The organism is Mycobacteroides sp. CBMA 271 (assembly GCF_009729205.1).
Lineage (GTDB): Bacteria > Actinomycetota > Actinomycetes > Mycobacteriales > Mycobacteriaceae > Mycobacterium.
The window spans coordinates 207,067-221,551 of record NZ_VTHB01000008.1 but is presented as its reverse complement, the minus strand read 5'-3'; the positions used below and the strand labels follow the sequence as shown (position 1 = coordinate 221,551).

The 14,485-nt window shown below is 62.1% G+C and carries 15 protein-coding genes; 6 read left to right on the top strand and 9 right to left on the bottom strand.

What is annotated here, in order from left to right:
• Positions 1–29 precede the first annotated feature (29 nt).
• From FZI91_RS21085 to FZI91_RS21075, 3 genes are all read left to right on the top strand, one after another.
• Positions 30–470, top strand: coding sequence for a MarR family winged helix-turn-helix transcriptional regulator (locus tag FZI91_RS21085; RefSeq protein WP_155941047.1), 441 nt, complete (start codon positions 30–32; stop codon positions 468–470).
• A gap of 117 nt (positions 471–587) precedes the next feature.
• Entirely contained in the window at positions 588–1,682 is a 1,095-nt protein-coding gene (locus tag FZI91_RS21080) for an NmrA family NAD(P)-binding protein (RefSeq protein ID WP_155941046.1), read from the top strand.
• Positions 1,683–1,812: 130 nt separating this feature from the next.
• Positions 1,813–2,652, top strand: a complete 840-nt coding sequence (locus FZI91_RS21075) for a bifunctional 2-polyprenyl-6-hydroxyphenol methylase/3-demethylubiquinol 3-O-methyltransferase UbiG (RefSeq protein WP_155941045.1) — start codon at positions 1,813–1,815, stop codon at positions 2,650–2,652.
• 577 nt (positions 2,653–3,229) lie between these two features.
• On the opposite strand, the gene FZI91_RS21065 is transcribed toward FZI91_RS21075, so the two are convergent.
• Complete coding sequence (locus tag FZI91_RS21065) at positions 3,230–3,604, bottom strand: hypothetical protein (protein WP_155941043.1); 375 nt, start codon at positions 3,602–3,604, stop codon at positions 3,230–3,232.
• Positions 3,605–3,901: 297 nt separating this feature from the next.
• On the opposite strand from FZI91_RS21065, the gene FZI91_RS21060 reads away from it, so the two are divergent.
• Positions 3,902–5,122, top strand: a complete 1,221-nt coding sequence (locus tag FZI91_RS21060; RefSeq protein WP_155941042.1) for a cytochrome P450 — start codon at positions 3,902–3,904, stop codon at positions 5,120–5,122.
• 25 nt (positions 5,123–5,147) lie between these two features.
• Here FZI91_RS21060 and FZI91_RS21055 read toward each other — a convergent pair whose 3' ends face one another.
• The 7 genes from FZI91_RS21055 to FZI91_RS21025 all read right to left on the bottom strand — a co-directional run bounded on the left by FZI91_RS21055 (position 5,148) and on the right by FZI91_RS21025 (position 9,644).
• A complete protein-coding gene (locus tag FZI91_RS21055; RefSeq protein ID WP_155941041.1) occupies positions 5,148–5,705 on the bottom strand; it encodes a TetR/AcrR family transcriptional regulator in 558 nt (185 codons plus the stop codon).
• A gap of 182 nt (positions 5,706–5,887) precedes the next feature.
• Entirely contained in the window at positions 5,888–6,256 is a 369-nt protein-coding gene (locus FZI91_RS21050) for a hypothetical protein (protein WP_162526631.1), read from the bottom strand.
• Positions 6,253–7,173, bottom strand: a complete 921-nt coding sequence (locus FZI91_RS21045) for a carbon-nitrogen hydrolase family protein (RefSeq protein ID WP_155941039.1) — start codon at positions 7,171–7,173, stop codon at positions 6,253–6,255. The genes FZI91_RS21050 and FZI91_RS21045 overlap by 4 nt, the downstream gene beginning before the upstream one ends.
• A gap of 30 nt (positions 7,174–7,203) precedes the next feature.
• Positions 7,204–7,848, bottom strand: coding sequence for a TetR/AcrR family transcriptional regulator (locus tag FZI91_RS21040; RefSeq protein ID WP_162526630.1), 645 nt, complete (start codon positions 7,846–7,848; stop codon positions 7,204–7,206).
• A 79-nt stretch (positions 7,849–7,927) separates the two neighbouring features.
• Positions 7,928–8,785: a metal-dependent hydrolase gene (locus FZI91_RS21035; RefSeq protein WP_155941038.1), complete on the bottom strand. Its 858-nt coding sequence runs from the start codon at positions 8,783–8,785 to the stop codon at positions 7,928–7,930.
• Positions 8,785–9,159 carry a 2TM domain-containing protein gene (locus tag FZI91_RS21030; RefSeq protein ID WP_155941037.1) on the bottom strand — a complete coding sequence of 125 codons (375 nt, stop codon included), beginning with the start codon at positions 9,157–9,159 and terminating at the stop codon, positions 8,785–8,787. The genes FZI91_RS21035 and FZI91_RS21030 overlap by 1 nt, the downstream gene beginning before the upstream one ends.
• The gene (locus FZI91_RS21025; protein WP_309224195.1) at positions 9,159–9,644 is read right to left on the bottom strand and encodes a PadR family transcriptional regulator; all 486 of its coding nucleotides are present in this window, start codon (positions 9,642–9,644) and stop codon (positions 9,159–9,161) included. The genes FZI91_RS21030 and FZI91_RS21025 overlap by 1 nt, the downstream gene beginning before the upstream one ends.
• Before the next feature lie 120 nt (positions 9,645–9,764).
• Here FZI91_RS21025 and FZI91_RS21020 point away from each other — a divergent pair, with 120 nt between their 5' ends.
• Complete coding sequence (locus tag FZI91_RS21020) at positions 9,765–10,724, top strand: alpha/beta hydrolase (RefSeq protein WP_155941035.1); 960 nt, start codon at positions 9,765–9,767, stop codon at positions 10,722–10,724.
• 78 nt (positions 10,725–10,802) lie between these two features.
• The gene (locus tag FZI91_RS21015; protein ID WP_155941034.1) at positions 10,803–11,906 is read left to right on the top strand and encodes an NADH:flavin oxidoreductase/NADH oxidase; all 1,104 of its coding nucleotides are present in this window, start codon (positions 10,803–10,805) and stop codon (positions 11,904–11,906) included.
• Here FZI91_RS21015 and FZI91_RS21010 read toward each other — a convergent pair.
• The gene (locus tag FZI91_RS21010) at positions 11,903–14,215 is read right to left on the bottom strand and encodes a DEAD/DEAH box helicase (protein WP_162526629.1); all 2,313 of its coding nucleotides are present in this window, start codon (positions 14,213–14,215) and stop codon (positions 11,903–11,905) included. The genes FZI91_RS21015 and FZI91_RS21010 overlap by 4 nt on opposite strands.
• Positions 14,216–14,485 lie beyond the last annotated feature (270 nt).

Here is a 14,485-nt window from a genome sequence, read left to right as displayed (position 1 = left end):
GATAATGATGTATATGCAACAATAGCTTCATGGTCACCGATGCCGTGGACGAGATCGCCGGCGAATGCCTGGCTGTCCGTGTCCGGCTGCTCGGCCGGGCTGTTACGGGCGTGTACGACCGCGCTCTTGAGCGTCACGATGTGAGCATTGCCCAAATCAACCTCATGGCGGCGCTGGGCAAGGTCGGTCCCTGCTCGCCGGCGCGCATCGGGGAGGTCTTGCAGCTGGAGCGGTCGACCGTCAGTCGCAACCTAAGTCTGTTGATCAAGCGCGACTGGGTGAAGGCCGTCTCGTCGGACGCCAAGGGAGTGCGCGAGGTCGCGCTGACCTCGTCGGGCAGTAAGAAGGTTGAGGCCGTGATGCCCGAATGGAGGCGAGCGCAAAAAGAGGCCGCGCGGCTCCTGGGGTCCGGTGGTGTTGAGGCCGTCCGAACCCTGGCGGCCACTATCGGTCTGCCACCCAGCGGCTAGCGATCAGCATGAGCCACACACCCACTGATTTCACCCTATGTTGCATATACATCACTAGGCGAGAGTTCCGTTGCGACGGAACGGTCATCCGAAAGCCGAACCAAGGAGAGAGCTGCAATGTCACCACATGTCACGTCGACAATCTTCATGATCGGTGCCACAGGCGCCCAGGGTATTCCCGTCACGCGAGCCCTCGTAGGCGACGAGAAGTACTCTGTCCGATTCCTCACCCGCGACGCCTCGAGTGCGCGAGCGCGAGCGTTGCTCGAACTGGGAAATACCTCGGCCCTGGAAGGCACCTTCGCCGACGAATCCGTGCTGCGAGAAGGGTTTCGCGGATGCGACGGCGCGTTTATCAATATCGACGGATTCAATACCGGTGAGAAAACCGAGATTTACTGGGCGATCCGCGCGTACGAGATCGCAATCGAAGAGGGGATCAAGTTCTTCGTATATGGAAATCTCGACTATGGGCTCAAGAAGGCCGGCTATGACTCCAAGTACCGCGTTGGCCACTATGACGGTAAGGGACGCATCGCCGAATGGATCCTGCTTCAGAATCAGGCGAACGCGGAGCGGATGGGTGCGGCAATCTTCACGTCGGGTCCATACATTGAGATGACGATCTCGCCCCTGACTCCCATGGCACCTATGGTGGAGGACGGCGTGGTCACCTGGCGAGTTCCACTGGGTAACGGAGCGGTGCCCCATGTCTCGCTTGAGGATTGCGGTTACTACGTCCGATGGCTCTTCGACAACACCGCCCGATCCAATGGCATGGACCTCGAAGTCGCTATCGACCACATTCCCTATAGCGAGCTTGCCCGGGCGTTCGAGAAGGTCACGGGACATCCCGCGCGGTACGTAGACACAGATCTAGACGCCTACTGGCAGGGGCCGCTTGGAGGCATGGCTGATCGCCCGGCCGGATACAACGCGGACCCGGATGATCCAAGCACCATGACATTCCGAGACAACTTCACCGGCTTTTGGAATCTCTGGAAAGACGGAATCGTCAAACGCGACTACTCATTGTTGGATGAAATTCACCCGAACAGGATCCGCACGGCTGAGCAGTGGTTCAGGCGTGAGGAGGAATTGGGCAGGGAGCGCGGGAAGGGCGGTCTCTGGGAGCGGGTCCAACCGCAAAACTGGAGTCTGGACGCGGCGATCTTGAAGAGTAGTCAAGATCTGCGCACTGGCAAGCTGTGATCGGCAGGGATCGCGACGAGTGCCGCGCGTGGGCCTCGGATTCGACTGCACGATAAGAACGTCCGGCCAGAGCGTCAATGCGTGCGGACGGGCCACTAAATGGGTTGTTCGTGCCAATAGGATGGCAACCATGGGTGAGAGAGACAGTTGGCTAGGTGCAAATCGAGCCAACTGGAACGAGCGTGCTGCGATTCATGCGGCCCGCGATGGGTCGGGATACCAGGTGCAGGAGTTCATCGCGGATCGCTCGTTGCTCTCCGATGTCGTCCGTTTCGACCTGCCGGTGTTGGGCGACATCGTGGGTAAGAAGGCCGTGCATCTGCAGTGCCACATCGGGACCGACACTATTTCGCTGGCCCGCCTGGGCGCCACCGTTACCGGGCTTGACTTCTCCGAAAGTGCCGTGGGGGAGGCGCAGGCACTAGCTGCCGAGACCGGTGATGCCGTGACGTTCGTGCAGGCCGATGTCCATGATGCGGCAAAGGTATTACCGCGCAACCATTTCGACCTCGTGTACACGGGAATCGGGGCGCTGTGCTGGCTGCCGCGCGTCGAGGCATGGGCGAGGGTGGTCGCGGACCTCCTTGCGCCCGGCGGGTCTCTCGTCATTCGCGAAGGACACCCCATCCTCTGGTCGATGGACGAATCCCTGGGTGACGAGCCTCATCTGCGCTACCCGTACTTCGAGCACGAGGAACCGTTGGAATGGGATGACGGCCAGACGTATGTCCCCACGGACAAGATCATTCAGTCGTCCAAGACCTACGAATGGAACCACTCGCTGGGCGAGATTGTGACGGCATTGATCAATAGCGGGCTGCATATCGACCTTCTCGCCGAGCATGACAGCGTGCCATGGGAGGCGCTGCCCGGTCAGATGACGTTGCGGCCCGGTGGTGAATGGGCGCTGACTGAGCGATCGGGCGTCATGCCGTTGAGCTACACGATCAGGGCCACCAAAACCGCGTAGTCGGCAATCAAATCTATTGCACTGCGACCAATACCAGGCTTCCGCTCATCGCCACGAATGAGACGAAGGTTGCCGCCTTGAAACTGAGGGTGGACGTGATGTCTTCCTTGAACGCTATCGGCCGAAACAGGGTGGGATTCAGCGCCGCTCGCAACCAGGATGTCCTGGGGGCTGGGCATGGGAATCCACTGTATTCTGTTCCCCGACTGGTGAGATCAGCAGGATGTAAAACAGCGAAACATATGGCTTAGATCTATGTATGTTCTTCCGGCATACCGGAGTTCGTCTCTTCACGATCGTCGGACAGAGGTCGACAACGTGACGTTGGACCTCGGGGACTTGCGGACGTTGACCGCTCGGATGCGGGCTAAGGGCACAGCCGCCAAGTGGCAGAGTTTCTTTAAAGTTATGTTTAACAACGGCATTCATGGCATGACTATCGGTGCTGATGAGTCAGTAACCGTAGTGTAGGCAGGTTCACCAAGGCTTGTCAGATAGCTCCAGCGCTACTTGGGTTGCAATCGCTTTGCGCGATTTAGTCTCTCGGGACGAAGGCCGCCGCTAGGGCTGGGCCGAGTTAGTTCTCGAAGACGTCCGCGGGATACTCGTTGACCGAAAGGACCAGAGTTGTTGTTGGAATCTTCATGTCGTCCACATACTGGTGTGCGGCTGTATCGCTCTCGATAAGTGGCTCGATTAGTTCGATGATTTCATTCAGCTTGGCCCGGTCGAATCTCCAGACAACGAGATACGGGCTGATGTCGATGTCCGCGGCGCCGCTCTTCTCAGCTATCTGATGCTTGACCCCGTCTCCACAGTCAAAGGCAGCGTGCCCGCTATCGCGTGCTTGGTGGAGGGCAGATATGAACTTGCGCATGCCGTCTTGGTCCGCTGCGGCCAGCGTGATCGGATCCCCGAGGCTGAGATACGGGCCGACGCGAAACGTAGTCATGGTCTGTCCTTGCGGGGGAACGATTGCCAATCGGAATGCTTCCCATGGTGCCATCTGGCGCCCGGTGAGTAGCCCCATCCCTCACCGTTCTTATCTCTGAGGCGTTTTCGCGCAGAGTAACCGAGCTGAGGACAGGAGCCCGATCGAACAGCCGATACGACTGCCTATTGCATTACAGATGAGACTATGTGTAATGTCTGCATTACGAAAGATGAAAACTGTTACGCATGCCTGTGTCGGTGCGACCGGGGCCGCGTATCCAGTTCCTTGCCATCCGTTGGCTTTTGAGGAGTGCACATGTCTATCGGTCCTGTTGTGCTGCCGCCGTTGGATATCGACGGGCCTGATTTCGGGCTTGAGGACCAACGGGACCTGCACACGGTCCTTGCGCGCCTGCGGAGAAGCAAGGCGTATGCGGTGGTGCCATTCGCTTCGACGAAGGCGGTGCTGCTCTTGACTCATGAGTTGGTGTCGGCGGCGTTTCGAGACGAAGAGACCTTCCCCATGCGGGCTTTTCATGAGATAGCCACTAAGCCGCTGCTCGGGCATTCGATCTTGACCATGACTGGGCAACAGCACCGTGTTAATCGTTCGATTGCGTCATCTCCGTTGCGCCGCAACAAAGTCCAATCCTATTCCGGCGCGGTGATCCAGCCGGTGCTCGATGAGCTTATCGACAGATTCGCGGGCCGAGGCAGCGCCGACCTGGTCGCCGAGTTTTGCCAGCGATTCTCACTGTTGATCAACAACCGGATGCTGGGTATCCCCATCACCGATGAGCACTTGTTCTACACGTGGTCACACGGGATGTTGCACTGGATGTTCGATGTCGAGCGTGGGATGCGCTGCGCCCGTGAGCTCACCGAGTACGTCACCCCGCTGGTGGCCGAGCGCCGGGCCAACCCTGGCGATGATCTGATCTCGCACATTGTGACCGCCACGGCCGAGGATGGTGAGCAGCTCAGCGACGAGGAAGTTCTCACCTTCATCCGGGTGCTGTATCCGATAGGTGCCGATACCACCATGCTCGCCATGAGTGTTGTGCTCTCGGCGCTGTTGACTCATCCCGAGCAGCTTGAGTTGGTACGCACCGATCCCAAGGAACATGCCGAGTGGGCGGTCTGGGAGGCGCTGCGCTGGGAGCCGCCGGTCAGCTTGATGCCGCGAGCTTGCCCGAATGCGGTCCGTTGGAACGGTATTGATATCCCGGCGCAGACTCCAATGATCTTCGCGATTGGGGCGGCCAACCGGGACCCAGCCATCTATCTGGACCCGGACGTATTCGACGTCACCCGTAAGTCCAAACCCATCGTCAGCTTTGGGCAGGGGCCGCACAGCTGCATCGGCAACTGGCTGGCCATCGCCGAAATGACGCACGCACTGACCACATTGCTGACTCGGTTACCCGAGTTGCGTCTGGCGCCTGGAACTGATCTTGAGCAGGTGCGGGTGCGTAGTCAGATCGGCACCGCGGTACGTGGCGCGAGCACTCTGCCTGTGGTGTTCACGGCCCAATGATGCACCGGGGCACCGCGGCCCGTGTTCACGTCAGGAGGACCGGGACGACGAACCGTCGGATGAAGTCGAGCTCCTTGGCGTGATCGCCATGCGGTGCGATAGCCAGCGAGATGATCGCCCGGGCGGCCCACTCCACCTTGTCCACAGTGGTATCTACTGATCCTCCACCGACCGCGAACTCATCCGCCAAACGCAGAACCTCGGCATTCGAGCAGGCCAGCTCCAGGGCAAGGGCGGTGCTCTCGCTCGCGAACCACGCCAACATCGGAGGAGACTCCCGCACCAGCTCCACCGCCCGCACCAGCACTATCCCAAGGGCAGCCGCCCCCACGTCTTGGCCGGCAACCGCCTGCTGAAGCTGCGGAATCATCCGTGTCACCTGCCGCTGCAAGTATGCAGCCATCAAGGCGTGGCGACTCTCGAAGTAGCGATACACGGTGGGTCGCGAGCAGTTCGCCTCGGCTGCAACATCAACCATGGAAACCGACGTCAGATCGTTGCGGGTGAACAATCGCTCAGCGGCATCCAAGATCGCCTCAACGGCAACCTCGCCGTGTTGACGCGCAATCCACTGCCCCGCCACTACGTCTCCACTTCATACAGCCGCCGATACATGTCTGCGATCTTGTCATGCAGGGAAATCATATCTGCCGGGATGTAATGCACGCTGTTTAGCGGAACGCCAGGTGCGTCGCCGGGGAGTGGAGCGCTCGATACTGTTGTAAGGGTGGATGTTCCGGTCAGCATTCAGTCACGGTTCCGGAGCTACTGCACCGCCACCAATACCAGGCTTCCGCTCATCGCCACGAATGAGACGAAGGTTGCCACCTTGAAACCGAGGGTGGACGTGATGTCTTCCTTGAACGCCATCGGCAGAAACAGGGTGGGATTCAGCACCGCGCCAAAGACCACGACGCCGGCCAGCCAGCGGGGTAGATCGGGTACCGCAAGACCCACCGCGATCAGCAGTATCCCCATCATGATGTAGTCAAGGTGGGCCTGCAGAATCCTGCGCCCGTTGACCACGCCGATGCGTTGGATTACTTGTGGTGCAAGGAAGTTCGCGGCAACGGCCCACCCCAGTAGTGCGCCGAAGGCCAGCTCGATCAACCCTGCGCGAACGACGAAGTTCACGCGCTCACCATGTTCTTCCGGTACCACGGGCGACCATGCCAGCGTTGGTAATGCCATGCCGCAGTGGCGATTAATCCACGCGAGTGCAGCCAGTATCGGTCGGGAACTTCGAGTGTGGGTGCACGCCGTCCGGGGTCGATGTCGCCAAGAACGACGCCTTGCCCCTCTTCGGGTCGACGTTCCGCGACAACTCGACCGGCGCTATCGGTGATGAGAGTTGATCCTTCGAATTGGCCTTGGTATTCGACGGGCAACCACGGCATGGCGCACCGAAATTCACCGACGTGAGCGGCGTGAATAACTGGCGCACCAACATATTTGGCGAAAGTGGCCGCGGCGGTCCTGGCAGTGTCGCGGTTGCGGCGTTCCATGCCGTCAAAGGTCGCGCGCGGGTGCCAGCGCGGTATCGACCACCACCCGGATCCGGTCATCACCACGTCGACGCGTGAACGCAGGCGTTGTGCCGTGCGGGTGCGCATCAGCTCCCAACACACGGCAGCTCCCACCTCGTAGGCGCCGGCGCGGAACACGCCGTCGTCCTGACCGCCTATGTAGAAGGAGTTCTCCCACATGGTGGGCAGATCCTTGTCGTGCCGCCCGACGATCCCGGTGGAGTCGGCCGCGAAGTAGGCATTGCGGACGTGTCCGTCCTCGTCTCGGCACAGGAACGACCCGCCAACGAGCGCGTCGTATCGGCGAGCCACTGCACACAGCAGTTCGGTAGCAGCTCCACTCGGAGGCAGCGCGGCGTCCTTCAGGGACGGATCGAATGCAATCCCGCTGGTGAAGAACTCGGGCAGCGCGATGATCCGCGCGCCGGCTCGTCCGGCTTCATCGGCGAGCTGCGCGCATTTCTCTAGATTGGCGGCCACATCGCCGATCACCGCTTCGAGTTGAACCGCCGCCGCTAGCACCATAACCGAACGCTACTACAAAACTGAACGCTACTACAAGAGTTTTTGTGCGACGAGGCCCCGTTCAATCACGTCGCGGCCCAATGCGAGCACCCGTTTCATTTCGGCCGGCTCGAGCCGCAACCGGTCGGGGCGCAGATTGAGAGACAAAACGCCGTTCCAGGCGCCCCACAGGAAGATTGACGTGCGGACCGGATCGGGGCAGTGCACCTGACCGGCGGCGTCTGCACGCCGGAGCACATCGGCGATGTCACCCACGAGCGCCTCGACCTTGTCGGCAATCCGACGCTCGACCTCGTCGGCCATATCGCCCGGAGGAACGTCGAGGGTGCGTAGGGCGATCATCCGGAAGTAGCCGGGATTCTGCAGATGAAAATCGCAGTACGCATCACTGGCAGCGCGAAGTTCCTCCACGGGGGTGCGCCCCGCGCCGAACGCCTTGGCCATCTCCGCTTCGTTCACCGACAGGGCGCGCTCAACGAGTGCGAGATACAGGCGTTCCTTGTTCTTGAAGTGGTGATAGATCGAACCGACCGCGAGATCGGCGGCCTCGGCGATGGCATCCATCGTGACGGCATGAAACCCGCGCTCTACGAAGAGCCGTTCGGCCGCATCAAGGATGGCCGCGGTCGTCACAGCGGTGCGACGGTCTTGACGTCGGGCCTTGGTCTCGGACACACACCGAGGCTACGGGGGCCCGTTCTGATGGTGGTAGTTCCGTGTCGTTTTCCTCGGGCCGACCCGCTTGGCTGGTTGCCTACCGCAGATGATCGGCTAATTGCCCTTGCTCGCCGAACAATTGGGTGTTCCAACGCTCGATCAGGTCGGTGTTGTCGAAGTCATCCGGGTGGAACCCTGGGCGGTTGTAAGACCGGATACGTCCGATAATCTCGCGACTGACGAAAGGTGAATGCCTCAACGCGGCTGCACTTTTAATCAGACGGATGGGGTTGTACGCCGCCCGGTCGCGACTCAGTGATAGCACGGTCTCCAGGAATGCCCCGCAGATGAATGTGATGGTGATAAACCGCATCGCCCAGATGCGCATCCGCTCGGTGCCGCCGACGGTCCGGTAGACATCGAATGCGACCGCGCGATGTTCGGACTCCTCCAGTGCGTGCCACAGCAGGACCGACCTAACCTCGGTGTCGCCCAACAGATCCTGCGCGCGTTGGTCGGTCAAAAGGGTCTCGGCGAGCGTTGCGGTGTAGTGCTCTAGTGCGGCCGTCACGGCGAGGTTGAAACGAGGCGATAAGCGCCGCGTGTAGAGATTCATGCCGCGCATCGTCATCCGATCCACAAAGGCTGTCGGGTAGCCCATCTGCTGCAGACGATCGTTCAGTTCGCGGTGTTCACGCCCGTGTGTCACCTCTTGGCCGATGAACCCAGCGACTTGCCTTTTCAGCACGGGGTCGGTGATCTGGTCCGAGTAATGCTTGACCGAGCGGATAAAGAAGTCCTCCCCCTCGGGAAACACCGCAGATAGCATCGCGATGATGTGGCTCATCGCCAGGTCGCCCTGTACATAGTGGCGATTCAACGAACCAGTCGGATACCGAAACTTGATGCGCCTGGTCTTGATGGGTCGGGTGCTGTTGTCGACGGCGGTGTTCATCACGACTCCTCGGTGGGTGTTGTAAACGGGGCTTGGTCGAAGTCTCGAGCGGCGTCCGGTTTGGTGGGAGATTCCTCGGGGCGCAGGAGCCAGATGTGTCTGGCGACGACGTAGTGCACGATCAACGCGATTCCCCAGCCCAAGAGTGGGTAGACGAACCAGGGGTAGGCGGTGCCGTGGTCGAATCGCCAGGTGAGCGCCCAAATGGCGATTAGCAGAATCTGCACGGCAGCGTAGGTGCTGGCATGGATGTGGAAGGCCGTTCGATTCACCTGCCCGATCCATTCGAGGCGCCTGCGATGGAGGCGGCGTTGATCTTCCTCAGCTCTGCGCTCGGCGCGCTCGACAGCTCGTTCAAAGGCATCACCGCTCATCACTTGGTTCCTTCCTTCCGGTTTTGAGCTTGGACAAGGTCTGCGATCTCGGCGGCGGCCTGATCGAGGATTGCCTCTGCCGCGGCGGGATCGACCCGGCCCGCAAACGGCATGACTTGAGCGGTGAATCGGGCCAGCGTCTTCTCGAGTGAGTCGCCGCGGCCGAACCGTGCACCGGTGCGCAGCTCGACGGCTGCCAGCACATCGGCGCGACCGACCAGGGCCTGTTCGCCTTCTGCGGAGGCGCGATAGATCGTTCGGCCTTCGCGAGGCTGACCGATCAGCAGACCTTCGGCGGCCAATGCTTCGACCGCCGGATACACCGTGCCCGGGGAGGGCTGGTATCCGCCGGCACTGAAAAGGCGCGATAGCTCAGACATCAGCTCATACCCGTGCATGGGGCGCTGAGCCAGTAGTGCCAAAAGCACCAGCGGCAGCTCGCCATGTCGGAAGAACCGCGCCCGTGCCACTGAATGACCTCCCACGCCTACGAAATTATTACGAAGCAAGCTATATCGAAACTATTACGAAGTCAACGGATGGGTGCACGGACAAGTTGTCAGGCCGAGGCAAGGGCAGTCTTTATCTGGCGGTAGCGTGGCCGGATGGTCGTCACCCTGCACCCCAAGACGGGCATCGTCGCCCGCCTGCCGTTCCTATTCGTGCTGCTGTTCGTGAAGCCGATCCTGGCCCTCTTCCCGACCACCGAGTTCGGGTTGCGCCAGCTCAAGTGGCTGGACCAGGGCGCCCAGCGTGGGCCGGATGCGCCGGGTATCGAACGGACGCGAATCTCCCTGGCCGACAGGCCCACGGATCTGATGGTTCCCGCCGGGACGATCCCCGCGGATTCCGACACCGCCATCCTCTATCTGCACGGTGGTGCGTTCATCGCCTGCGGCCCGGCCACGCATCGCAAGATCACCGGTCTGCTGTCGCGCCAGCTCAAGATCCCGGTGTACGTCCTGGACTACCGGCAGCTACCGGTCGCCGGTGTGGGCTCCTCGGTGGAGGATGCGGTGCGTGCGTATCGAGAGCTGCTGGCGGACTACGCGCGGGTGATCGTCGTCGGTGACTCGGCGGGCGGATTCCTGTGCGGCAAGGTCATTGAGCATGCGCACGTCAACGGTCTGCCGAAACCCGTTGCCTATGTCGGTTATTCACCGCTGTTGGACCTCGATCTGGGCATCAATCCGACGAGCACCAGCCGCCACGACGCCTACCTTCCCAAGGGCAAGCTGGCGAAGCTGGCTCCGAAATTCGACAGGGGCCCAGCGGAATTTACCGGGGAGCGTCGCATTGTTTCCGTACCGGTCGAGGCGTACCCGCCCACCCTGCTGATCACCGCGCAGGACGAGTTCCTGGAACCGGATGCCATCGAACTGGCCGAGAAGCTCTCCGGCGCGGGTGTGGTGGCCCAGGTGCACAGCTACGCGTGGCAACTGCATGCCTTCCCCGCCATCGCCGTCTCACGCGATACGGCCGAGGCTGTCGTCCTCTCGGCCGACTTCATCCGGGAGGCGCTGTCTGTTGCCGAGCAGGGGCCGGCGGCCGAACAGGCAGGGTAAAGACGACCGGGAAGTATCTCGTGCGTCTCGGTGTTGGCATGTGCCGGACCAGCCACCCGACGCGAGGAGCCCCGGAACATGAGTCTGTTGTTCGAGCCCTACCGGCTGCGCGGCATCACAATTCCCAACCGAATCTGGATGTCGCCGATGTGCCAGTACTCGGCCGCGCCGAACGGCCCATTGACCGGCACACCCAACGATTGGCATCGCACCCATCTGATCAGTCGCGCGATCGGTGGGTCGGGCCTCGTCTTCACCGAAGCCACCGCCGTCAATGCGGAAGGACGCCTGTCCCCGTACGACACCGGCTTGTGGAACGACACCCAGGAACACGCATGGACACGCGTCGTGGAAAGCATCAGGAGTCTTGGTGCAGTACCGGCCGTTCAACTCGGGCATGCCGGGCGTAAGGCGTCGACCGTCGCGCCGTGGGACGGGCACCGTTCGTTGGATCCCTCGGACCCGTTGAGTTGGCAGACAATCGGACCCACCGATCAGCCCTATGGGGAGTTTGTGCCGCCTGCAGCGGCCAGCACGGAAGATCTCACGAAGATCATCGATGATTACGTCCGTGCCGCGCAGCGGGCGCTACGAGCGGGTTTTCAGGTTCTGGAGATCCACGCCGCACACGGCTACATCCAGCACCAGTTCCTTTCTCCGGCAAGCAATACCCGTACAGACGAGTATGGAGGCAGCTTCCTCGGCAGGGCGAAGCTCACCCTCGACACGGTCAGCGCGGTACGCACCGTCTGGCCCGAACACTTGCCGCTGTTCGTGCGGGTCTCGGCGACCGACTGGGTGACCGAAGAGCCGGGCCTCGAGGTGAACAGCTGGACACCCGACCAGACCGTCGAGCTAGCCAAACTGCTCGGCCATCAAGGTGTGGATCTCATCGATGTCTCGACCGGCGGCAATGTGCCGCACGTGCGCATCCCGACGGGGCCCGGATACCAGGTGCGGTTCGCGCGTCGCATTCAGTCCGAAACCTCGCTTCCTGCAGCGGCTGTCGGGATGATCACCGAATCGCACCAGGCCGAGTCAATTCTCGCCGCGGGCGATGCGTCGGCCGTACTGTTGGCCCGCGAGCTGCTGCGTGACCCCTACTGGCCGCGACGGGCGGCCCGGGAACTCGGCGTGGAGCTGAGCCCGGCAGTGCCGCGGCAGTACGCTCGCGCCTTCTAAGTGCCCGGCAACTGGGATAACACCAGGCGCAAAACCTTGATGGCCGCGGCCTTGTCCAGGGGCGAGTTCCCGTTGCCGCACTTGGGAGATTGCACACACGACGGGCACCCGGCCTCGCACTCGCAGGCGGCGATCGCGTCGGCCGTGGCGCCCAACCAGGTCCCGAGCTGTTCATAACCCCGTGCCGCGAAACCCGCACCACCGGGATGTCCGTCGTAGACGAATACCGTCGGCAGGCCGGTTTCGGGCTGCAGTGCGGTGGACACCCCGCCGATGTCGCCGCGATCGCAACTGGCCACCAGCGGCAGCAGACCGATCGCGGCATGCTCGGCGGCATGCAGGGCACCGGGGGTCAGCAAGACGTCGATGCCAATGCCCGCCAACGCTTCCGGTGTCACGGTATACATCACAGCCTTGGTGCTCAGCGTCGACGAGGGCATGTCCAGCTCGACGAAGTCGAGGACCTCGCCGGTCGCCAGCTTGCGCAGATATCCGATCACCTGATGGGTGACGTCCACTGGGACCAACCCAATCTGTACGTCGACCAGGTCAACCCGTTCACCCTCGCCCGTGATGGCGATGTCAATGGTGGAGCGAGCGAAGGTTGAGTAGTCGGGACTCGCGTTGTGCACCAGGGCGATTCCCTCACCAAAATCGAGCGAATCGACCAGATACGTCTCCCCCGAATGCAGGTAGACCGCTCCTGGGTGCACCGTCGCGGGAGCACGCCCGGTATCAACGGTCCCCAACACTCGGCCGGTATCGGCCTCCAGGATCGCCACCTGCCCGCCGATCGAACCGCGGATATCCACCGCGGCATACGGATTCAATCCGGGCGCGGCAAAAAACCCGCCCGGACGCTTACGGAGCAGGCCGTCGTCCACGAGACTGGCAACCACATCCGTTGCCTCCAAAGACCGCACATCTTCCTCGGTCAACGGGAGTTCCGTTGCCGCACACAGTAGGTGAGGGCGCAGGACGTGCGGATTGGCGGGGTCGATCACCACCGCCTCGATTGGCTTGTCCAGCAGCGCGCCCGGATGGTGCACCAGGTACGTGTCCAGTGGATCGTCACGGGCCACCAACACCACCAAGGAGCCCTGTCCGCGTCGGCCGGAGCGGCCCGCCTGCTGCCAGAAGGAAGCCACCGTGCCCGGGAAACCCGCGACCACCACGGCGTCGAGCCCGGCGATATCCACACCCAGCTCAAGGGCATTCGTCGTCGCCGCACCTGTCAGCGCACCCGTCGATAACGCCGCTTCCAGCGCCCGGCGATCCTCCGGCAGATATCCCGCCCGGTACGCGGCTACCTGGGACGCCAACGCGGGGTCGACCTCCGCAAGTCGGTGCGCGGCACTCAGCGCCGTCATTTCGGCACCGCGCCGAGATCTGACGAACGCCAGTGTCCGTGCCCCCTCCTGAACGAGATCGGCTAATAGCCGGGAGGCCTCGGTGCTGACCGGACGGCGGACGGGCGCTCCGTTCTCGCCGGTGATCGGCAGCAGCGGTGGCTCCCACAGCGCTACCGTGCGCATTCCGTGCGGCGACCCGTCCTCAACCACCGCTTCCACCGACTGCCCGATCAGTGCCTGCGCGGCAGTACCCGGATTCGAGGTGGTGGCACTCGCAAACACCACCGTCGGGTGCGATCCGTAGCGCGCGCACAAGCGCAGTAATCGCCGCAATACAAGGGCCACGTTTGATCCGAAAACGCCACGGTAGTAATGACATTCGTCCACCACAAGGTAGCGCAAGCCGCGCAGGAACACCGACCAGCGAGCGTGGTTGTGCAGCAGCGACGCATGCATCATGTCGGGGTTGGTGAAGATCCACCGGGAGCTTTCCCGAGCGAAGCGCCGTAACTCATTGGAGCTGTCGCCGTCGTACGCACAGGGCAATATCCGCTCGAAACTCGTTATCCCCGAGGTTAATTCGCGTACCGCGCGCAGCTGATCGTGTCCGAGCGCCTTGGTGGGCGCCAGATAGAGGGCGCGTGCCCGTGGCTCGGAGGCCAGCGCGGTCAGGATCGGCAATTGGTAGGCCACCGACTTCCCGGACGCGGTGCCGGTGGCAACCACCACATGGCGGCCGGAGAACGCCAGCGCGGCTGCGGCGACCTGGTGCGACCACGGAACGCTTACGCCCTGCGCGGCGAAAGCGGCTACCGCGTCGGGGTGCGCCCACCGCGGCCAGGTATCCGGCCGCGGGTCTCGAGCGGGGATATCGCAAACGTGCCGTACGGGGGTTTCGCCGCTGGGGGTCCCGGCGACGATGAGATCCAGCAGTTCGCGACCGTAGCTGCGAGTCACCGAAAAAGCCCCACTGAACAGCGCATTTGTGCCAGAGCGACGCCGGGTTCGCTACCGCATCTGGCCATAACGCCAGGGTAGGGCAGGCCAAGAGGGATCGAAGTTTCGCCACTGTTCATCGAAGTCTGCATCAAATATCTGGCGCACCGCTATCGCCAACGCTCCAAACATGCTCTACTTAAGGAGGTCGCAGCTTCTGTGTTCGTGTTTTGCACTCGCAGGATCGACGTTGCGGTCGCGGTTCCTGCGAGGGTAATTCCACGGGGTATG